Genomic DNA, 22,021 nt, shown 5'->3' with positions numbered 1-22,021 from the left:
GGTGAAACTTTCTTTTAGCCTTTCAAAACTGACATCAAAGTCTTACCTATCTGTGATGGCGAAGAAGACACACGAATCCCAGCTGATTCCATTGCCGCAATTTTATCTTCTGCTCCACCTTTACCACCAGAAATAACAGCACCAGCATGTCCCATTGTACGTCCTGGAGGAGCCGTACGGCCAGCAATAAAGCCAACAACTGGCTTTTTACGACCTTTTCTTGCTTCATCTTGCAAAAACTGTGCTGCTTCTTCTTCAGCAGAACCACCAATCTCACCAATCATAACAATAGACTCGGTTTCATCATCCGCTAAAAACATTTCCAACACATCAATAAATTCAGTGCCCTTAACAGGATCGCCACCAATCCCTATAGCAGTCGTTTGTCCGAGACCTTCCTGACTCGTTTGAAAAACGGCTTCATAAGTTAAAGTTCCCGACCTCGAGACAACCCCAACAGAACCTTTTCTAAAAATAGAACCAGGCATAATACCAATTTTACATTCATTTGGTGTAAGAATACCGGGACAATTAGGACCAATAAGACGAGACTTTGAGTTTTCTAATCGCGCCTTCACTTTAACCATATCCATAACGGGAATACCTTCCGTAATACAGATAATTAAACAAATTTCAGCTTCAATAGCCTCTATAATAGCTGCCGCAGCCCCTGCAGGAGGAACATAAATAACGGAAGCATCCGCGCCTGTTTTTTCTTTTGCTTCTGCAACATTAGCGAAAATAGGAAGAGTTTCGCCTTTTGAACCTTCCCATGTTTCTCCACCCTTTTTAGGATTAACGCCACCAACCATTTGCGTACCATGATAAGCAAGCGCCTGTTCTGTATGAAATGTTCCTGTTTTTCCTGTAAGCCCTTGAACGAGAACTTTTGTCTCTTTATTCACAAGAATTGACATAGCTTAAGCTCCCTTCACGGCTGCAACAATTTTTTGGGCAGCATCATCTAAATCATCAGCAGGAATAACATTCAAACCACTCTCATTGATAATTGCTTTACCTTGCTCAACATTAGTACCTTCAAGACGAACAACCAAGGGAACCTTTAAACCAACCTCACGAACAGCAGCAACCACACCTTCAGCAATGACATCACAACGCATAATACCACCAAAAATGTTAACCAAAATGCCCTTAACATTTGGATCGGCCGTAATAATCTTAAAAGCAGCTGTCACCTTTTCTTTTGATGCTCCACCACCAACATCCAAAAAATTCGCTGGCTCTGCTCCATAAAGCTTAATGATATCCATTGTTGCCATAGCAAGCCCAGCACCATTAACCATGCAACCAATCGTACCCTCAAGAGCAACATAAGCAAGATCATGCTTTGATGCTTCTATTTCCTTTGGATCTTCCTCTGAAAGATCGCGCAATTCTAAAATATCTGGATGACGAAACAGAGCATTATTATCAAAAGAAACTTTCGCATCAAGAACACGCAAGTGACCATCTTTCATCACAATAAGCGGATTGATTTCTAAAAGGCTCATATCTTTTTCACAAAATGCCTTATAGAAAATCGGAAAAAGCTTTTCACCATCTTCTCGCGCACTACTTTGTAGTTTCAACGCATCACAAAGTCTTGCACAATCAGCAGAAGTAACACCCTCTACAGCATCAATGGGAAGCGTGAATATTTTTTCTGGTGTCTCTTCAGCAACCGTTTCAATATCCATTCCACCTTCTGTTGAAACAACAAAAGCAATTCGACCAACGCTACGATCAACCAAAAGTGAAAGATAAAGCTCCCGTTCAATATCGGCACCATCTTCAATATAAAGGCGGTTGACCTGCTTACCCTCTGGACCAGTTTGTTTGGTTACCAAAGTTTTTCCAAGCATTTCTTGAACATTTGCAACAACTTCTTCAACAGATTGTGCAAGCCGAACACCACCCTTTGCATCAGGACCAAGTTCTTTAAACTTACCCTTACCACGACCACCAGCGTGTATCTGACTTTTAACCACATAGAGAGGTCCGGGCAATTTTTCCGCCCATTTTTCAGCTTGCTCTACAGAATAAACAGCGACACCATTTGCAATTGGTGCTCCATATTCATGAAGCAGACGTTTGGCCTGATACTCATGGATATTCATGCATTTGTCCTTTTCTTTTATGGATCTTATTAATCCTAAAGTTTTAATATTCTATACTTATTTTAATGAATTAAACCTTGTTCAATTTACTTGAGACTAGGTACAAGAGCAATACAAGCTTCACAAAGCTTTTTAACCGCATTTACTGAATGATCAAAAGCACCTCTTTCTTCCTTATCAAGATCAATTTCAATGACTCGTTCAACACCACCTGCACCAAGTACAACAGGAACACCAACGTAGGTATCATTAACCCCATATTCTCCTGAAAGATAAGCTGCAACAGGCACAACACGCTTAGTGTCCTTTAGATAAGCCTCAGCCATAGAAACAGCAGAAGCTGCTGGTGCATAATAAGCAGAACCTGTTTTTAACAAACCAACAATTTCTGCACCGCCATCACGGGTACGCTGGATAATTTGATCAATTCTTTCCTGTGTTGTCCAGCCCATCTTTACAAGATCAGGCAAAGAAATACCACCAACCGTTGAATAACGCACGAGAGGAACCATTGTATCACCGTGGCCCCCTAAAACAAACGCTGTCACATCTTTAATAGAGACCTTAAATTCCTCAGATAAGAAATGACGAAAACGCGCTGAATCAAGAACACCAGCCATCCCAACCACTTTATGTGTAGGGAGACCTGAAAATTTCTGCAATGCCCACACCATCGCATCAAGGGGATTGGTAATACAAATAACAAACGCTGAAGAAGCGTATTTTTTAATTCCAGCTCCAACTTGTTCCATAACCTTTAAATTAATGCCCAAAAGTTCATCACGGCTCATACCAGGTTTTCGCGCAACGCCTGCTGTTACAATAACAACATCAGCACCTTCAATTGCTTCATAAGCATTAGCACCTTTTAGACTGATATCAAAACCATCAACGGGAGAAGATTCGGCTATATCTAGAGCCTTACCTTGTGGCACACCTTCTGTAATATCAAATAAGACCACATCAGCAAGCTCTTTAAGCCCAATAATATGTGCTAAAGTACCACCAATCATACCTGAACCAATGAGAGCTATTTTTTTCCGTGCCATTTTATTTTTTCCTAACTTTTAGATAATTCAGCGCACACCCAATCAACGTCCGTATACTGAATATTTTGACTTCAACCATATTCAAACAATATCATAAAAAGGAGTAAAGAAATGAAATTTACAAATTTATCTCCTTACAGAAACAACAACCCTCCGCTGAAACAACTATTAGAAAATTATCACGATGTATCGATAAAGTGAATTTAAAAAAAATACAACAGAATTATTATATTTCTTTAATTTCAAAAAGTTATTGTTTTGACAGTTTACGTAAAGGTAAAAGTATAATCAATGCTTCTTCTTCAAAAGAAAATGTTCTTCCCAAAGTTTTAAATAATCGTAGCTTTGCATTTCGAAAAGACGTGATTGTGTTCTTTGAAATTCAAATGTTTCCGTAATCTGCGCATGCCCTTTATACAAATCCCCTATCCCTGCGGCTGCCGACATAAACAACCGTATATGCCGCTCATAAAGAATATCAATAAGCAAAATAAACCGTTTTGTTTCATTGCGACATGTATCATCCATGACCGGTACATTATCAATAAAAATCGTATGATAATGCTCTCCTAATAACAAATATTCAGCCGCGGCCAAAGGCTTTGCACATAAATCCCCATAATCAAAACGAGCACATCCTGCACCAAAGCGCGGAATAGGAATAAAGCGCCCTTTTATAGAAAGCTCATCAGACATCTCCTTATGTCCTTGCAATACAAGTGCCCATGCTTGATCCATATATTCATTTGCTTGGACCCCCAACGGCGATACATACATCTGTTGTAGATTTGATTTTTCAAGGCGATAATCTGTTTTTGCATCAAGATTAACAACACGAACATATGCTTTCAAAACTTGAATAAAAGGCAAAAAGAGCTCACGATTCAAACCGTTACAATAAAGGTTATCCGGCGCCACATTTGAAGTCGCAATAAAGAAAATTCCTTTATCAAACAGAGCAGAAATAAGCCGCCCCAATACCATAGCATCAGCAATATCCGTTACACTAAACTCATCAAAACAAAGTACTTTTGCTTCTCGTGCAAGATCTTCAGCAACAGCTAAAATAGGATTATCTTGTTTAAATTTTGTACACCCAGATGCTTGACGATAAGAATTAATACGCTCATGCACATCAGCCATAAAATCATTAAAATGGGCACGCTTTTTATGACCTTTAGGCAAACAAGAAAAGAACAAATCCATCAGCATGGTTTTGCCCCGTCCTACTTCACCATAAATATACAGTCCCTGAAAAAAACCTGTTTCATCTCCTTGTTTTACAACGCAAGAAATATTTTGTTTTTTCCTTTTAAATATTCTGTTAAAGAAAGAGCAAAATATCCAAGGCAAAGGATGAGAGATATTTTGTTCCGCAATTTTTTTTAATAAATGATCAAAATATTCTGTTATAGCTAATTGAGCGGGATCAAAACAAACCTCTCCTTTAGCGACAAGCTCCTTATAACGTGTTGAAACGAGAATCATCCAAAAAACCTTTTTCAAACTGATCTCAATGAAAAATACAAATACTTTTCAAGAATCTGTCCGTCTAGTTTAGTTTATCATAAACGATCAAAAATGATTTAACGACTTAAAATAACGGGATGATCATCAAGTGTACGTCCCTCAAAACGATCAACATTTGAAGAATAAAGAACGAGGATAACACGTCCAGAGTTATTATAAAAATATAATCTTTTTCCTTTAACAGCCCACGATCTCACTTGGGAAGCAATTCCTGGACAGTGTAAAGGACCAGCACGGTACCCTTGTCCAAACTTTGTTTGTGGAGTTGCAATCCGGCAAACTTTTCCTCCCATAGAAAGATTCCATACCCCAGCAACACTTGCAGGAAATAAATCAGTGGCATTACTTGGCAATTCGAGACTAGCCATTCGTCCATCGCTCTGAGAATCTCCTTTTTCATACATCGGAGCGTTTGCATCTTCAGATATCGACGAAGAAGTAGACGACAGATCAGACGCTTCTAATATTGTCATTTGTTGAGATGGATAAAAAACTTCTAATGCGTTACCATCGTCATTACCATCAAACCGTGTTGTTGAACATCCCCCTAAAAACATTACAGTTGATAGTGCAACGAAAAACGAAACTTTTGAAAACGCCATGTCTGTACTCTCTCCCACGACAATAAATAAGTTCACAAAAAAATTAAGCGAATATTTGTTATAGTTACAAAGATAAATTAACAAATTAAAAAAAACAGGTTAAAATCACTTATTTTAAAAGAAATAATTTATGTACCCAATTTTATATTTATTAAACACTAGAAATTTATAATATTTTCAGCCATATATCTTTTTACAAGTAACATTAGAAATAGAGAAGTTTCATGAAAACGCCATTTAGCAAAATGGACGGTCTTGGAAATCAAATTATTGTTGTTGATATGCGTGAAAGCACATACGCTCTTACACCACAAGCAATCCTTGCTTTGTCGGCAGATCCTGAAATGCATTTTGATCAAATCATGGCTATCCACACACCAACTCAGAAAAAAACCGACTTCCGCATAGAAATATGGAATGCCGACGGATCAATAGCTAAAGCTTGTGGCAATGGTACCCGCTGTGTCATCGCATGGCTTAAAGATCACAATTTTGGTGAAAAATTTCATTTAGAAACTCCCGCTGGAATTATTGAAGGAAAATACCAAACCGATAATCTCATTTCTGTTGATATGGGATGCCCAAATTTCAATGCAAAAGAGATGCCTGTTTCACGTGAAATAGTTGATACCAATCACGTAGAAATTATGGCTGGTCCCCTAAAAGACGCTTGTCTCATATCCATTGGCAATCTCCATGCTATCTTTTTTGTTGAAAATGATATTCAACATATTCCATTAGAAAAATATGGGCCAAAACTTGAACATGATCCCCTGTTTCCCGAACGGTGCAATATTTCCATTGCTTGCATAACGTCAAAGAAAAGTCTAAATTTACGTACATGGGAGCGAGGGGCAGGATTAACACAAGCATGTGGGAGTGCTGCTTGTGCAAGTGCAGTGGCTGCTTATCGTCGTGGACTTACAGAGCGCCATGTTGATGTAAATTTACCAAAGGGAACACTTAATATTTTTTACCGAGAAGACGATCATATTATCATGACAGGACCAATTAAATATCACTTTAGTGGTTTTTTAAGCCCTTTAACAGGGTGCTACAAAAAGGATCACTCCTGATGGCAATAGAAATTGTAACTTTTGGTTGTCGACTTAATAGCTACGAATCGGAAATCATTCGCAAAGAAAGTACTTCTTCAGGGCTAGATCAACTTAAAGATGGTGCTATTATCTTTAATACCTGTGCTGTCACTGCCGAAGCCGTACGACAAGCAAAACAAGCTATCCGCAAAGCAAGGCGTGAAAATCCTCATGCGCATATCATTGTAACAGGGTGTGCAGCCCAAACAGAAGCACAAAATTTTGCCTCAATGACAGAAGTAGATCTTGTTTTAGGAAACGAAGATAAACTTCACGCTCATTCTTATCGTCAACTTCCTGATTTTGGTATTAATCATTCTGAAAAGGTGCATATCAATGACATTATGGAAGTACAAAAAATTGCTCCACATATGGTCAGTGCAATGCAAGAGCGCACCCGCGCTTTTGTACAGGTACAAAACGGATGCGATCACCGCTGTACATTTTGCATTATTCCTTATGGACGAGGACCATCTCGTTCAGTTCCCATGGGTGCTGTCATAGAACAAATTAAAAAGCTGATAGGTGGGGGTATCCAAGAAGTGGTCCTTACAGGTGTTGACCTTACAAGTTATGGCCACGATCTTCCTGGAAAAGCTACTCTAGGAAAATTAACTTCAGCTATTTTGCATCATGTCCCTGACTTAGCCCGATTACGCCTCTCATCTATTGACTCTATTGAAGCAGACGAAGAACTCATAAATCTTTTAGCTTATGAAACAAGAATCATGCCCCATTTGCATTTATCTTTGCAAGCAGGTGATAATATGATTTTAAAACGGATGAAACGGCGTCATCTGCGCGAACATGCCATTCAATTTTGCCAAGAATTGCGTGCCAAACGTTCTACAATGGTTTATGGTGCCGACTTAATTGCTGGTTTTCCTACAGAAACAGAAGAGATGTTTCAAAATAGTCTTGCCTTAATCAAAGATTGTAATTTAACCCATCTCCATGTCTTCCCCTTTAGTCCAAGAGAAGGAACACCTGCCGCACGTATGCCACAAATCAACCGTAAAATAATTAAGCTGCGTGCTGAAAAATTGCGTAAAGCAGGTGATATGGCTTACAAAAAGCATCTTGCTCATTTACAAAACAGTCTACAAACAATTCTCGTTGAAAAAGATGAAATCGGACGAACAGAAGATTATACTCTTGTACAAGTTAAAGGTGCAAAAGCAGGAACAATTGTTCAAGCCCTTATCGTTGATCATGATGGCGATAAATTGATTGCTGTCCCTCCAAAATTAAACGCTGCTTGAGCAGGAGAATTCTTATGACTAAATCTTTTATAAAAAAAATATTCTCTTTTAACAAATCTCAAGAGCAAGAAATTGAACAACAGATTTCTATTCCTGATAAAAGCGATATAATAGAAGAAAATAAAGACAAAAATGAAAAGACAAAAAATAATCAAATCTCTATAAACACAGAAAAAGAAGAACAAACAAAAAATCCAGAGTCAATACTTACAAAATATGATGAAAAATCTCCATTTCTAGAATCCCATTCTGATAAAATTCCCTTTTCTGGTAAAATTATTGTCACAGACAACATCCGTGAAAAAAAGAATGAAGAAATTTTATCTGAACCTTCTGTTGAACAAAAAAAAACAGCGTGGTTTGGGCGCCTTAAAAAAGGCCTATCCCTTTCTTCACAACGCCTAAGCGGATCAATTGGCGATCTCTTTGTTAAAAGAAAACTTGATGAAGATACATTGCAAGAGCTCGAAGATATTCTTATCCAAGCTGACATAGGTGTAGAGACGGCAACACGCATCACAAATACTTTAGCTTCCAGTCGTTACGGAAAAAACCTCTCCCCAGATGATATTCATACTATTGTAGCTGATGAGGTCAAAAAAGTTCTGGAACCTGTTGCAATACCATTAGAACTTGATCTCAGCCATAAACCTCATGTTATTTTGCTGGTAGGTGTAAATGGCACTGGAAAAACGACAACTATTGGAAAACTTTCAGCCAAATTAACAGAAGGGGGATTAAAAGTTATGCTGGCAGCAGGTGATACTTTCCGAGCCGCTGCTATTGAGCAACTACACATTTGGGGTGAACGTACCAATTCTCCTGTTATTTCGACAAAATTGGGTGCAGATGCCGCCAGCTTAGCATTTGATGCTTATGAAAAAGCAAAAAAAACAAACAGTGATGTATTAATTATTGATACAGCAGGGCGTTTACAAAATAAATCTGAATTAATGGATGAGTTGGCAAAAATTATTCGTGTTTTAAAAAAACACACCCCCCAAGCACCCCACACAATCCTTCAAACTCTTGATGCAACAACCGGACAAAATGCACTCAACCAAGTGGACATTTTCCGTGATATTGCTGGTGTTAATGGTTTAGTTATGACAAAGCTAGATGGAACTGCACGAGGAGGAATTCTTGTCGCTATCGCAGCAAAATATAAATTACCCGTTTATTTTATCGGTATAGGAGAAGATATTGAAGACCTTCAACCCTTTTCTGCTTCTGACTTTGCCGAAACTATTGCAGGAAAACACGCATGAAACAGCCTTTATCTAATCCTAATTTACACAATAATTCTGAAAAAAAGATGAATAACAATAAAAAAAATTCTCTCTCACCAACACTTAAGTTTCTTTTGGAAATGGGTCCATTGGTTGCCTTCTTTTTTGCCAATTATAAGGGAGAATGGCTGATAAAAAACATTGGATTTTTTCAAAATTTTAGTAAGCCTATTTTCCCTGCAACAGCTATTTTTATGGTAGCTATTATTATTTCCCTAAACTTATCATGGATCCTTGCAAGACAAATTCCTATTATGCCTCTTATTTCAGGAATATTTGTTTTAGTTTTTGGCTTTCTAACTCTCTGGCTTCATAATGAAACTTTCATAAAAATGAAACCAACAATCATTAATAGCTTATTTGCTTTTATACTTTTTGGTGGGATGTTTTTTAAAAAACCACTTTTACGTTATGCTCTTGATTCTACCTTAAAACTTGATGATTTAGGTTGGCAAAAACTTACCTATCGTTGGGCGTTTTTTTTCATTTTTCTTGCCATTTTGAATGAAATAATTTGGCGTAATTTTAGCGATAATTTCTGGACAAGTTTCAAAGTATTTGGCGTCATGCCTATAACAGTCCTTTTCATGCTTACCCAAATGCCTATAATTATAAAACATTCAAAAGGACTTTTTACAGAAGAGGACAAATCTGATTCTTAAAAAAATCATCACTACCGATTATTTTATAGATTCATCGCCAAACACTGTTCGGGAGAAAAAATATGTTGATTGAACAGTTTATTTGTCGAGAAAACAATTTCGGTGTACTCCTTCATGATGAAAAAAGTGGTATGACAGCTGCAATAGATGCTCCTGAAGGCAAAGCGATTCACAACGCCTTAAAGCGCCACAATTGGACACTTAACACTATTTTTGTAACTCATCATCATCACGACCATGTAGAAGCCCTATCAGAATTAAAACAAGTTTACAACACTACGGTTATCGGACCAGAAGCAGAAAAAGAAAAGATTGATCATCTTGATAAAACACTTCAACCTGATGAAAGTTTTTCTTTTGGCTCACACCTTCTTTTAGCTCTTTCAACACCTGGTCATACTCTAGGCGCATTATCTTACTATTTTCCTGAAAATAATTTACTCTTTGCTGGAGATACACTTTTTTCATTGGGCTGTGGACGTCTTTTCGAAGGAACACCAGCACAAATGCTGAATTCTTTAAAAAAACTTCGTAAACTTCCTGATGAAACACTTCTTTATTGTGGACATGAATATACAAAAAATAACGCTCTTTTCGCACTAACAATTGACCCACATAATAAAAAACTCCACCAAAGAATAGAGGAAGTTTTTTTGCTACGTGCAAAAAACGCTATGACTTTACCAGTAACCTTAGGGCAAGAAAAAGCCACCAATCCCTTTCTTCGCTGGGATGATAGTGTATTGCGAAGAAACCTTGTAATGGAAGAAGAAACAGATGAAGAAGTTTTTGCTGAAATTCGAAGAAGAAAGGATAATTTTTAACCATGCTTAAGTTCGTATTACGTTTGTTCCTCCTTTTTCTTTTCGTGATACATATTCAACTAACAAGGGCAGAGGAAAAGGAAACAGATAATTCTTCTCTTATATCATCTCTCATTGCAAATTATCCCTTAACAGAAGATTTTCTTTTAAAGCTGGAAAAAATTGAAAAAGAATGTAAAAACTTACTTCCAGAAACAAAAAATAATCTTATAACTTATGATTCTAGTATCCACTCTAGTATTGAAAATTACACTACCTATATTTCTAGTAAACCAAAACTTGTAAATATTTTAAAAGAAAATAATATAACATCGAAAGATTTTGCTTCAGGAACCTTAGCTCTTAAAGAAATATCAACGCTTCTCATATTTGTACCTGAAAAGGAATATTCTACTGAGAAAAATACTATATTTCTAAACAATCTTGAATTTGTTAAAAAACATTTTTTTAAAGCGACAATTCTTTTAGATAGCTGTGAAAAACTCATTTTGAGCAACTAATCAGCTATGACACATTAAAAATATCATCCCATTAATCTAATAAAAAAGTCCGTGCATTAAAAATCACCGTGTTTTTATCATTCCTAATAATTGTGTTTATTTCGACTATATTTAACAAATGTTTTTATAAAAATAAAGAATAACAGACGAAAAAATATTTATTGAAATTCAAAAAAGAAAGGATAATTTTTAGTCATGTTTAAACTTCTTTTGTGCTTTTTCTTCATTTTTCCTTTTGCATCATACGCTCAAGAAAAAAAACAAGAAATAGATGATCTTTCTTTTATACCGCCTTTCATTGCAAATTATCCCTTAACAGAAGATCTTCTTTTAAAGCTGGAAAAAATCAAAATAGAATGTAAAAATTTATCTTCAGAACCAGAACAAATAAATAAAAAAAGTGACTTCAATACTTATAATGATAATATTGAAAAATACGCTGCCTATATTTCTAATAATCCAAAACTTGTGAATATTTTAAAAGAAAATAATATAACACCGAAAGAGTTTGTTATTGCTCACCTAGCACTTCAAGCGACATTGTATGTACTTACTGATGAAGAAAATTCTACTTATGAAAAAAACTTTTTACCTTCAAGCAATATAGAATTTGCTAAAGAGCATATGTATAGAATAATAAAAATTTTAAAAGATAACTGTTAAAAAAATCTTTTTAGAACAATTGATTAACTTTGTAAACGCCGACAAATTTCATCTAATTGTTCTAATGAAGAGTAATGTATTTTTAAATCTCCACCTTTTTTACCATGTCGAATAATAACTTTCATTCCTATCACATCTGCAAGTAATTTTTCTAAAGATTTTGTTTCAGCATCTTTCTCCAAATTGGTACGTTTTTTAGTTTTAGGATTAGCTTGCTCATATGCAAGTATTTCTGTTTGACGTACTGAAAGCCCTTCACGAATAATTTTCTCAGCTAAATTTTGTGGATCATCAACGGTTATAAGACAACGTGCATGACCTGCAGAAAGTTGTCCATCAGTTAAGAATTGTTGTACTTTTTCTGGAAGTTTTAACAAACGAAGCGTATTTGCAACATGACTACGACTTTTTCCTATAACTTGCGCTAAATCTACTTGCGTATAATCATGTTCATTTAGAAGCATCTCATATCCCTTTGCTTCTTCGATAGGATTAAGATCTGCACGTTGAACATTTTCAATAATTGCCAATTCCAAAGCCGTTTTATCGTCCACATCACGAATAATAACGGGTAATTGACTTAAATTTGCACGTTGTGCTGCACGCCAGCGCCGTTCACCCGCAATCAATTCAAACTGATGAGGATGATCTCTTAAAGGCCTCACAATAACCGGTTGAACCACACCGTGTTGACGAATTGATTGTGTCAAATTATCAAGCTCTGTTTCAGTAAAATGACGCCGAGGATTGTGAGGATTACATGAAATAGATTCAATAGAAATAAATCGCTCAGAAAGACTACCGGATTCATTTAATTTATCAAAGCTTGATGAACGTGCAATATTGTTGTTTAAATTGATATCTCCAATCAATGCCGCTAATCCACGTCCTAGTCTTTTTTTTGATAGATCATCGTTCATAATTTTGCTCTTTGAGTTTTCTTACAAAAAATTTTACATTTTTAAGCAGCAGCACGTGCTTGTTTTTCACGTTGAATCATTTCTGATGCTAGACGCAAATAAGCTTGGCTCCCAGCACATTTAAGATCATAAAGCAATACAGGTTTGCCAAAAGAAGGCGCTTCTGATACTCTTACATTTCGTGGAATAACAGTACGATAAACTTTATCTCCCATAAAAGAGCGTACATCTTCAACAACTTGATTTGAAAGGTTATTACGTCCATCATACATTGTTAAAACAATACCTTGGATCTCTAAAGATGGATTAAGTACGGATCGCACTTGTTTTACTGTTTCAAGTAATTGACTTAAACCTTCAAGTGCTAAAAATTCACACTGCATAGGCACTAAAACAGAATCCGCAGCCCCCATAGCATTAAGTGTTAAAAGATTAAGGGAGGGAGGACAATCAATTAAAATATAATTGAATTTTTTTTCCATTTCCGGATCATCATAGAGAGCTTTACGTAAACGTTGTATGCGATCTTTTGATGAAGAAATTTCCATTTCCACACCTAAGAGATCAAGTGTAGAAGGAACTATATAAAGATTGGGTACGGCTGTTTTTAAAGCCGCCTGTGTAATTGAAACGCCCGAAACCAAAACATCATAAGAAGATAAAGGACGGCTATTACGATCAATCCCTAAACCTGTACTAGCATTACCTTGTGGATCAACATCCATAATAAGGACATTTTCACCAATAGCCGCTAAAGCTGTAGCAAGATTAATTGCTGTGGTTGTTTTTCCGACTCCACCCTTTTGGTTTGCAATAGCGATAATTCGTGTTTCGCTCATTTTGCTCTACCCTCTATATGATCGAATATGAGAAATTTCCAAAATAACAGAATTTTCATCAACTTTACTTTTATGTTTTAACAGATCAAAGTGCCAATTGGCAGAGGCATTTTTTATTTCTGTAGCGTAATCCCGACCTTTTTGCAAAAGAGCTATTGTTTTTTCTGTTAATAAAGGAAAAATGAGTTGTAAAAGAGTATCAAGCGGCGCTAATCCCCGTGCTGTTATAATATCAGATATGGGAATTTTTTGATATATATCTTCAATTCTAGCGTGATAAACCGTTGCTGGAAGATTAAGTTGAGCAATAACTGTTCGCAAAAAAGCAACTTTTTTCCCATTACTTTCAACAAGATTAATATGTCCTGCTTTTTTTTCTTTCAAAAAGATAGCAATCACAATTGCAGGAAAACCTCCTCCTGATCCTAAATCACACCAATGTAAAGAATGAGCATACAAAGGAAAAATTTGTGCTGAATCTAGAATATGTCGTGTCCATAGATCTGGTATAGTTGTAGCAGATATCAAATTAATATGTGCATTCCACTGAAGTATTAAAGACTCAAACTGAATTAAATTTTCCATCGTTTCACGTGAAACAGAAGGAACAATATTTAATAATTGTTGATATTTTTTTTCTGTAGAAAAATTCATTAAGCTGTTTTAGCCTTTTCACGTCGTTGACGTTGAATATGTGTAATAATAAGCGATAACGCGGCGGGTGTCATGCCATCAATTTTTTGTGCATCAGCAATTGAACGCGGCGACACTTCTTGAATTTTTGATTTAAGTTCATTTGAAAGACCTGAAATTGCCTGAACATCGAGAGAAGAAGGAATTTCTAAACGCTCATCTCTCTGAAGAGAGGCAATATCTTGTGCTTGTTTATCTAAATAAACCGCATATTGTGCTTCAATTTCTAAAGATTCTGCTGTTTTAGAATCAATTGTTTTTAATTGTGGCCAAAAATCTGAAAGACGCTCTAAGGTCATATGAGGATAAGCAAGAAAATCATAAGCCGAACGCCGAATTCCATCATGATTAACATGTAATCCATGAGCAGAAGCTTCATTGGGTGTTAAAAAAAGATTTTGACATATTGATCGTGCTTGATCAAGCCGTTGTTGTTTTTTCTGATAACATTCCCAACGTATTTTACTTACAATACCCCATTTTTGTGCCAAAGGTGTTAAACGCGTATCAGCATTATCAGATCGTAAAGATAAACGAAATTCAGCACGTGATGTAAACATCCTATAAGGTTCACAAACACCACGTGAAACCAAATCATCAATCATAACACCAATATAAGCAGTAGAACGACTTATAAGTATTTCATCTAATTTACCTACTTTACGTGCAGCATTTAATCCAGCTAAAAGTCCCTGTGCTGCTGCTTCCTCATATCCTGTTGTACCATTAATTTGGCCTGCTAAAAATAAACCTAGTAAAGAGCGTAATTCTAAGCTTCTCGTTAATTGTTGTGGATTAACAAAATCATATTCAATAGCATAACCAGGTTGCAAAACTATAGCATTTTCCAATCCTTCAATGGTTTTCAATAGAGAAATTTGTACATTTTCAGGAAGAGAAGTAGAAAGACCATTTGGATAAACAGTATCATCATTTAATCCTTCTGGTTCCAGAAAGATCTGATGCCCATCACGTTCTCCAAATTTCACAATTTTATCTTCAACAGAAGGACAATAACGTGGTCCTAACCCTTCAATATTTCCAGAATATAAAGCAGAGCGATAAATATTCTCGCGAATAATTTGATGTGTTTTCTCATTTGTACGTGTTATTGCACATTCAATTTGTGGTTGTTCAATTTTCTCTGTTAAAAGAGAAAAGGGTATGGGATTTTCATCTGCTTGTTGTTTTTGGAGAGCTTCCCAAGCAATTGTTTTTTTACTCAAACGAGCAGGGGTTCCTGTTTTTAATCGTCCAAGTTTTATATGATATTTTTTCAAATGTTCAGCAAGTTTTACACTTGACTGATCTCCCATACGACCAGCAGCCCATGTTTTATTACCAATATGAATAAAGCCATTTAAAAACGTACCTGTTGTTAAAACAACAGCACCAGAAAAAATTGTTCCTTGTTTTTTTAAAATAACACCTGATACACAATTATCTTTAACAACCAGATCAATAACTTCATCCTCAATAAGAGTAAGATTTTCTTGTTCTTTTAATAATTTTTGAATTGCTTTTTTATAAAGTTGTCTATCTGCCTGTGTCCGTGGTCCTCTTACTGCCGGTCCTTTACGTCTATTAAGTAGTCTAAACTGAATTCCAGCAGCATCTGCTGCTCTTCCCATAAGACCATCTAACGCATCTATTTCACGAACTAGATGCCCTTTTCCAAGTCCACCAATAGCAGGATTACACGACATTGTTCCCAGTGCTGATATTTTATGTGTAACAAGCGCTGTTTTGGCTCCTACACGTGCTGAAGCTGAAGCCGCTTCACAGCCAGCATGACCACCACCAACAATAACAACATCATATGATTGCATTTAATTCATTCCGTAGAAAATATTCTAAGGTTTCACGTGAAACAGTATATAAATTACATAATCTTTATAATCTGTCTATGAAATAATCAATGTTTCACGTGAATCATTATTTACCAACACAAAATTCTGAAAAAATAATATCAAGCAAATCTTCAACATCAATATCTCCTGTAATTTTCCCAAGAAAATCACTTGCACAACGGAGATGTTCTGCACGTAAACTGAGATCAAGAGAATGATAATTAAGAGAAAATTCAATCTCTTTAACAGCCTGCTTTAATAATTGAAGTTGCCTTTTACGTGCTGGAACAATATTTCCAATTTCAGAAGCACGATGATGACAAAATAATTCAAGTTCTTTTATAAAATAATCAAAATTTAAACCAGTTAATGCGGAAAATTGTATAGACCAACGCTGATCATTTTTTTCATAAAGATCAAGTTTATTGCCAACACACCATATTTCAGCCGATGTTTCTGGTAAATCAACTTGCTTAGGATTTCCTATATCATAAACCAAAATAACCAAATCAGCTTCCCTAACATGCTGTTTAGCAATTTCTATTCCCATCTGTTCTATTTTATTTTCTGTTTTTCTAAAACCAGCAGTATCGGTTAAAAAAATAGGTAAACCACCAAGAATAATTCTCATTTCTAAAGCATCACGGGTTGTTCCTGCTTCTTCCGTTACAATAGCAACAGATCTTCCTGAAAGACGATTCATAATGCTTGATTTTCCAGAATTTGGAGCACCAGCAATAACAATTTTTAATCCATCACGTAAAATACTTGCACGTTCTCCTTCAGTAATATATTCCCGAATAGAAGTACAAAGATCCTCAACATCTTTCCAAACTTTATCAGATATTGCGTTGGGAATATCTGCTTCATCAACAAAATCAAGTTCTGCCTCAATAAAAGCACGCGCCTTCATAAGCTTATGACGCCAATCACGATAAAGCGTCGTTAAATGTCCACTTGTACCCATAACAGCTAAACGCCGTTGGCTTTCCGTTTCTGCTTCTATTAAATCAGCAAGACCTTCTGCTTGAACAAGATCTAATTTTCCTTCCATAAAAGCACGACGTGAAAATTCACCTGCTTCTGCAATACGGCATCCAGAAAATGTCGACAATTCATCGAGAAAACGATTAACGACTGCTTTTCCTCCATGTAAATGGAATTCTGCACAATCTTCCCCCGTAAAACTATGAGGAGCAGGAAAAAAAACAGTTAAACCAGAATCTAAAAAACTACCATCACGAGCAGTAAGATTTCCATAATGCATAAAACGTGCTTTAGGTAAACGACCACAAAGCGTTTTAACTATATCCACAACATGAGGACCAGAAAGCCGAATGACTGCAACCCCTGAAGGTAACAATCCACTCGAAACAGCAAAGATTGTATCCACAGGTTTTATCCTAATAAAAACTTTAATGACTTTACGTATTCATTGAATCAAAAAATTCACTATTATTTTTTGTTTGCTTTAATTTATCAATCAAAAATTCAATTGCATCTGTTACATTCATAGATGCTAAAATACGACGAAGAACAAAAATTTTGTGTAAATCTTGTCGTTCTACCAGCAGTTCTTCCTTACGCGTTCCTGACTTTAAAATATCCATAGCAGGGAAAATACGTTTATCAGCAACTTTTCGATCAAGAACAATTTCCGAATTACCTGTTCCTTTAAATTCTTCAAAAATAACCTCATCCATACGACTTCCTGTATCAATCAAAGCCGTTGCAATAATGGTTAAAGATCCGCCTTCTTCAATATTACGTGCTGCACCAAAAAAACGCTTTGGACGCTGGAGGGCATTTGCATCCACACCACCTGTTAAAACTTTACCCGAAGAAGGAACAACTGTATTATATGCACGCCCAAGACGTGTAATAGAATCGAGAAGAATAACAACATCACGCCCATATTCAACGAGACGTTTGGCTTTTTCAATAACCATTTCTGCCACTTGTACGTGACGTATTGCAGGTTCATCAAAAGTAGAAGAAACCACTTCTCCTTTTACTGAACGCTGCATATCAGTAACTTCTTCTGGTCGTTCATCAATTAAAAGAACAATGAGATAACATTCAGGATGATTAGTGGTAATAGAATGAGCAATATTTTGAAGTAAAACTGTTTTTCCCGTCCGAGGAGGAGCTACAATTAATCCTCTTTGTCCTTTTCCCAATGGAGATATCAAATCAATCACACGTGATGACATATCTTTCTCTGTAGGATCTTGTATTTCCATTTGGAAACGTTCATTTGAATAAAGAGGAGTAAGATTATCAAAGTGGATTTTATAACGAATCTTTTCAGGTTTTTCGAAATTAATTGTATTAATTTTAAGGAGAGCAAAATAACGTTCTCCCTCTTTTGGACTGCGTATGGGGCCTTCAATTGTATCGCCTGTTTTTAAAGAAAACGACTGTATTTGTGCAGGTGAAAGATAAATATCATCAGGACCAGGAAGATAATTAGCATCAGCAGATCTCAAAAATCCAAATCCGTCTTGTAAAACTTCAACAACACCTTCTCCTATAATTTCAACGTCTTGTAGAGCAAGTTTTTTCAAGATAGCAAACATTAATTCTTGTTTGCGCATAAGGGAGGCATTTTCAACTTCTAATGTTTCAGCAAAAGAAACAAGCTCAACGGGATTTTTGCTTTTAAGTTCTTGTAGTTTCATTTTTTGCATGAAATATGCTCTTTGTGATTAAGGAGAAGATTGTTCTAAATAATTTATGGAAATTTATGAGTGAAATATTACTAAGAAAAAATATCCTACACTCAATTTTTTTAATCTGCAAGTACCATTTATATGAAATTTGTTCCTGTAATATTAAGTAATTATATGAAAAACTTGAAAAAATATAAAATTCAAATAGTATTTAATTATTTTAATAACAAAAATGTGAGTTAGGATTATAACATTAATGAAATGCTATTCAAAAGTATTTTTTACAGAAATTTATATTAATAAATTTATATTAAAGAAAGGATTATTCTTATTTATAACTGTGTTTAGTGTGGATTATTATTTATCCTCAATTTTATCCACAAAAGGAACTGAAAAAAGAATAAAAATATCACTATCTTAAAGATATTATCCCCTCTTTTTTTATAAGAGGGATTAAATTATCACAAGCATTTAATTTGTGCATAAAAAAGGAGAATTTTTCATAAATTTTAGTTTTATAAAAAACGACGAGGATATATACACATGTCTTAACAAGGAGTTAAAATTTTTGTGACAAAAGAAAAAAAATTCTTTCATTTACACATGCTTTCTGATGCAACAGGAGAAACATTAATTTCTGTGGGAAGAGCTGTAGCATCGCAATATGCAATGATTCAGGCAACAGAGCATATCTATCCTATGATTCGTAATAGAATACAGTTACAGAAAGCTCTTGATGAAATACAACAAGAGCCAGGTATTGTTCTTTACACAATGATTGATGAAAAATTTAAACTTCTCCTTCAAAAAAGGTGTAAAAAAATAAAAGTTCCCTGTATTGATATATTGCATCCCGTTTTAAATGCTTTTCAGTCTTACCTTGGAATGCCAACACATTTACGTGCGAGCGCACAACATGATCTTAATGCAGATTATTTTCGCCGTATTGAGGCACTGGATTTTACAATAGAGCATGATGATGGACAGTCTTCCAGTAGCTTATCCGAAGCAGATGTGATCCTTGTGGGAATTTCAAGAACCTCTAAAACGCCAACAAGTATCTATTTAGCAAATCGCGGAATAAAGACGGCTAATATTCCTCTTATTCCTAATATTGATTTGCCAGAATCCCTTTTAGAGGCAAAAAATTCTTTAATTATTGGTTTAATTGCTTCAGCTGAAAGAATCTCACATATCCGCCAAAATCGAGATTTGGGAGAAAGTTTTGCTCTTGATAATTATACAAATCGTATAAACATAGTTGAAGAATTAATCTATGCAAAACGCATTTGCGAACGTTTTGGTTGGCCTATTATTGATGTCACAAGACGTTCTATTGAAGAAACTGCTGCTGCAATATTTGAACTGTTATCACGATTTCGTGAAGGAAATGAGAGAAAATTCTCATGAATGCAGATACTTTAATATTAGCATCTCTTAGTTTTTATCGTGCAAAATTATTAAAAAAAGCAGGTTTAAATTTTTTCATTGAAGGAGCTTCTTTTGATGAAAGAGAAGTAGAAAAAAAAGCAAAAGAAAAAACACCTAAAGAACTCAGCTGTTTTCTTGCGAGCGCAAAAGCAAAAAATGTTTCAGATCGTTTTCCTGATGCTTTCGTTATTGGTTGTGATCAAGTTCTTGATTTGGAAGGTCAAGTTTTTCACAAAGCAACAAATATTAAAGAAGCACATCAACGTTTATGTGAATTATCAGGAAAAACCCATTCTCTTCATAGTGCGGTAGCTTTATTTAAAAATGGTCAAAAAATTTGGGTTGAAGCTTTTAGTGCACATATGTCCGTCCGTTTACTCTCATCAGAATTTATTGAACGTTATTTAGCACGCGTAGGAAAAGATGTTTTAAACAGCGTGGGAGTATATCAAATTGAAGGAGAAGGAATTCATCTCTTTGAAAAAATTGAAGGAGATTTTTTTACCATTGTTGGTTTACCTTTGCTGCCTCTACTCATAAAACTGCGCCACTTAGGAATTATTGATGGTTGACTTAACAATAAAAAAAACAAATTATCCGCGTGCTTTTGTTGTTGGTTCTCCAATTCATCATTCAAAATCGCCAAAAATTCACAATTTTTGGCTTAAACAATATGGTTTACAAGGAGAATATATTGCACAAGAAGTAACATCTGAAGAATTCAGTCATTTTATTGCGTCTTTACAAAAAATAGGCTTTTGTGGAGGAAATGTTACTTTGCCTTATAAACAGGAAGCTTTTCGTTTAGCAGATTATAAAGATGAGAGAGCAACAATGATTGGTGCTGTTAATACACTTTGGTATGAAGGAGATAAGCTTTGTGCCACGAATAGTGATGCCTATGGTTTTAGCGCTAATCTTGATGATTTTGCATCTGATTGGGGAGGGGAAACAGCTCTTATTTTTGGAGCAGGTGGTGCCGCACGCGCTATCATATATGCCTTAAAAAAACGTGGATTTGAACAGATTTATTTAATTAACCGTACAAAACAACGTGCTGATAATTTAGCTCAGCATTTTGGAAAAATCATTAAAGTTTACGATTGGCATAAAATCCATGAAATACTTCATCAAGCTGATTTGATTGTTAATACAACCTCTATTGGCATAAAAAGTCCAGAAGAAAAAAGTGATTCTTTTTTTTGCGATTTTCATAAAGCAAAAAAAACGGCATTAGTAACAGATATTATTTATACACCATTGATAACTCCTTTTTTACAACAGGCAAAGGCTTGTGATCTCAAGACGGTTGATGGACTTGGGATGCTTCTACATCAGGCTGTTATAGGGTTTGAACAGTGGTTCGGAATAAGACCACAGGTAACAAAAGCGTTACGGACAGCTATTTTAGAGGATATAAGTGAAAAAAGAGAATGAAGATCATAGGATTAACGGGATCAATTGCTATGGGAAAATCAACAGTTGCTGATTTTTTCAAGCAAGCGGGTATTTCTGTTTTTAGTGCTGATGAAGCAGTACAACAGCTTTATAAAAGTGAGCCAGCTTTGTCATTCATAGAGCGTATTTTTCCAGGTGTTGTTGAAAACGGAGAAGTTAACCGTTTGAAACTTTCTGAAATTTTGATTGATGATAAAGAAAAATTACAAACATTAGAAAAAATAATTCATCCTTTGGTGCAAGAAAAAGAAAGGGAATTTATTGATATAGCGCGTGAACAAGGGAAAAAATTAGTTATTCTTGATATTCCACTTCTGTTTGAAAAAAATGGTGAAAGTCGTGTGGATAGCGTTATTGTTGTTTCTGCTCCACCAGAAATACAAAAAGAACGTGTAATGATTCGCCAAGGTATGAATGAGAAAAAATTTGCCTTTATCAACGCTCAACAAATGCCAGATGAAAAAAAACGAGAACGCGCTGATTTTATTATTGATACAGGGAAAGATTTAGAGAATACACGTCAACAGGTTTTTGATGTGATAAAAAAATTGCTAAAGAATTAA

Annotated in this window: 22 protein-coding genes; 11 read left to right on the top strand and 11 right to left on the bottom strand. The window is 35.5% G+C overall.

The window, feature by feature from the left end:
* Positions 1-14: 14 nt before the first annotated feature.
* From sucD to ACFIQC_RS00825, 5 genes are all read right to left on the bottom strand, one after another.
* Positions 15-917, bottom strand: coding sequence for a succinate--CoA ligase subunit alpha (sucD, locus tag ACFIQC_RS00845; protein WP_375620907.1), 903 nt, complete (start codon positions 915-917; stop codon positions 15-17).
* Positions 918-920: 3 nt separating this feature from the next.
* Positions 921-2,117, bottom strand: coding sequence for an ADP-forming succinate--CoA ligase subunit beta (gene sucC, locus ACFIQC_RS00840; protein ID WP_375639874.1), 1,197 nt, complete (start codon positions 2,115-2,117; stop codon positions 921-923).
* Between the two features lie 86 nt (positions 2,118-2,203).
* Positions 2,204-3,166, bottom strand: coding sequence for a malate dehydrogenase (gene mdh, locus ACFIQC_RS00835; protein WP_375611328.1), 963 nt, complete (start codon positions 3,164-3,166; stop codon positions 2,204-2,206).
* Positions 3,167-3,454: 288 nt separating this feature from the next.
* Positions 3,455-4,654, bottom strand: a complete 1,200-nt coding sequence (gene zapE / locus ACFIQC_RS00830) for a cell division protein ZapE (RefSeq protein ID WP_375706625.1) — start codon at positions 4,652-4,654, stop codon at positions 3,455-3,457.
* A gap of 98 nt (positions 4,655-4,752) precedes the next feature.
* A complete protein-coding gene (locus ACFIQC_RS00825; protein ID WP_375620904.1) occupies positions 4,753-5,298 on the bottom strand; it encodes an AprI/Inh family metalloprotease inhibitor in 546 nt (181 codons plus the stop codon).
* Between the two features lie 224 nt (positions 5,299-5,522).
* Between ACFIQC_RS00825 and dapF the strand changes: the two genes are divergently transcribed.
* The 7 genes from dapF to ACFIQC_RS00790 all read left to right on the top strand — a co-directional run bounded on the left by dapF (position 5,523) and on the right by ACFIQC_RS00790 (position 11,595).
* Complete coding sequence (dapF, locus tag ACFIQC_RS00820) at positions 5,523-6,374, top strand: diaminopimelate epimerase (RefSeq protein WP_375620903.1); 852 nt, start codon at positions 5,523-5,525, stop codon at positions 6,372-6,374.
* Positions 6,374-7,657 carry a tRNA (N(6)-L-threonylcarbamoyladenosine(37)-C(2))-methylthiotransferase MtaB gene (gene mtaB, locus ACFIQC_RS00815; protein ID WP_375620902.1) on the top strand — a complete coding sequence of 428 codons (1,284 nt, stop codon included), beginning with the start codon at positions 6,374-6,376 and terminating at the stop codon, positions 7,655-7,657. Before dapF ends, mtaB begins: the two co-directional genes overlap by 1 nt.
* Positions 7,658-7,671: 14 nt before the next feature.
* On the top strand, positions 7,672-8,925 hold the full coding sequence (gene ftsY / locus ACFIQC_RS00810) for a signal recognition particle-docking protein FtsY (RefSeq protein WP_375611333.1): 1,254 nt from the start codon (positions 7,672-7,674) through the stop codon (positions 8,923-8,925).
* Positions 8,922-9,608 carry a septation protein A gene (locus tag ACFIQC_RS00805; protein WP_375629102.1) on the top strand — a complete coding sequence of 229 codons (687 nt, stop codon included), beginning with the start codon at positions 8,922-8,924 and terminating at the stop codon, positions 9,606-9,608. The genes ftsY and ACFIQC_RS00805 overlap by 4 nt, the downstream gene beginning before the upstream one ends.
* A gap of 62 nt (positions 9,609-9,670) precedes the next feature.
* Entirely contained in the window at positions 9,671-10,432 is a 762-nt protein-coding gene (gene gloB / locus ACFIQC_RS00800; protein WP_375629105.1) for a hydroxyacylglutathione hydrolase, read from the top strand.
* Positions 10,433-10,434: 2 nt separating this feature from the next.
* Complete coding sequence (locus ACFIQC_RS00795; protein ID WP_375629108.1) at positions 10,435-10,932, top strand: hypothetical protein; 498 nt, start codon at positions 10,435-10,437, stop codon at positions 10,930-10,932.
* Between the two features lie 195 nt (positions 10,933-11,127).
* Positions 11,128-11,595, top strand: a complete 468-nt coding sequence (locus ACFIQC_RS00790; protein WP_375639857.1) for a hypothetical protein — start codon at positions 11,128-11,130, stop codon at positions 11,593-11,595.
* Positions 11,596-11,618: 23 nt separating this feature from the next.
* Here ACFIQC_RS00790 and ACFIQC_RS00785 read toward each other — a convergent pair whose 3' ends face one another.
* From ACFIQC_RS00785 to rho, 6 genes are all read right to left on the bottom strand, one after another.
* Positions 11,619-12,515, bottom strand: coding sequence for a ParB/RepB/Spo0J family partition protein (locus tag ACFIQC_RS00785; RefSeq protein ID WP_375629114.1), 897 nt, complete (start codon positions 12,513-12,515; stop codon positions 11,619-11,621).
* Positions 12,516-12,556: 41 nt separating this feature from the next.
* Positions 12,557-13,354: a ParA family protein gene (locus tag ACFIQC_RS00780; RefSeq protein WP_273790170.1), complete on the bottom strand. Its 798-nt coding sequence runs from the start codon at positions 13,352-13,354 to the stop codon at positions 12,557-12,559.
* A 6-nt stretch (positions 13,355-13,360) separates the two neighbouring features.
* Entirely contained in the window at positions 13,361-14,008 is a 648-nt protein-coding gene (gene rsmG, locus ACFIQC_RS00775; protein WP_375611339.1) for a 16S rRNA (guanine(527)-N(7))-methyltransferase RsmG, read from the bottom strand.
* Positions 14,008-15,876 carry a tRNA uridine-5-carboxymethylaminomethyl(34) synthesis enzyme MnmG gene (mnmG, locus tag ACFIQC_RS00770; RefSeq protein WP_375629117.1) on the bottom strand — a complete coding sequence of 623 codons (1,869 nt, stop codon included), beginning with the start codon at positions 15,874-15,876 and terminating at the stop codon, positions 14,008-14,010. The genes rsmG and mnmG overlap by 1 nt, the downstream gene beginning before the upstream one ends.
* A gap of 106 nt (positions 15,877-15,982) precedes the next feature.
* Complete coding sequence (mnmE, locus tag ACFIQC_RS00765; RefSeq protein WP_375620894.1) at positions 15,983-17,290, bottom strand: tRNA uridine-5-carboxymethylaminomethyl(34) synthesis GTPase MnmE; 1,308 nt, start codon at positions 17,288-17,290, stop codon at positions 15,983-15,985.
* A 31-nt stretch (positions 17,291-17,321) separates the two neighbouring features.
* Positions 17,322-18,587, bottom strand: coding sequence for a transcription termination factor Rho (gene rho, locus ACFIQC_RS00760; protein ID WP_015857121.1), 1,266 nt, complete (start codon positions 18,585-18,587; stop codon positions 17,322-17,324).
* A 552-nt stretch (positions 18,588-19,139) separates the two neighbouring features.
* Between rho and ACFIQC_RS00755 the strand changes: the two genes are divergently transcribed.
* From ACFIQC_RS00755 to coaE, 4 genes are read left to right on the top strand one after another with little or no spacing between them, the layout of a single operon-like run.
* Positions 19,140-19,979, top strand: coding sequence for a pyruvate, water dikinase regulatory protein (locus ACFIQC_RS00755; protein WP_375645374.1), 840 nt, complete (start codon positions 19,140-19,142; stop codon positions 19,977-19,979).
* Positions 19,976-20,572, top strand: a complete 597-nt coding sequence (locus ACFIQC_RS00750; RefSeq protein WP_375639837.1) for a Maf family nucleotide pyrophosphatase — start codon at positions 19,976-19,978, stop codon at positions 20,570-20,572. The genes ACFIQC_RS00755 and ACFIQC_RS00750 overlap by 4 nt, the downstream gene beginning before the upstream one ends.
* Positions 20,565-21,437 carry a shikimate dehydrogenase gene (locus tag ACFIQC_RS00745; protein ID WP_375645375.1) on the top strand — a complete coding sequence of 291 codons (873 nt, stop codon included), beginning with the start codon at positions 20,565-20,567 and terminating at the stop codon, positions 21,435-21,437. Before ACFIQC_RS00750 ends, ACFIQC_RS00745 begins: the two co-directional genes overlap by 8 nt.
* Complete coding sequence (gene coaE, locus ACFIQC_RS00740; protein ID WP_375612770.1) at positions 21,434-22,021, top strand: dephospho-CoA kinase; 588 nt, start codon at positions 21,434-21,436, stop codon at positions 22,019-22,021. Before ACFIQC_RS00745 ends, coaE begins: the two co-directional genes overlap by 4 nt.

Origin of the sequence: Bartonella sp. AA126HLJHH (assembly GCF_042197425.1) — a bacterium.
Taxonomy (GTDB): domain Bacteria; phylum Pseudomonadota; class Alphaproteobacteria; order Rhizobiales; family Rhizobiaceae; genus Bartonella.
The sequence above is the reverse complement of the archived record's forward strand: the minus strand, read 5'-3'. Positions and strand labels throughout refer to the sequence as shown.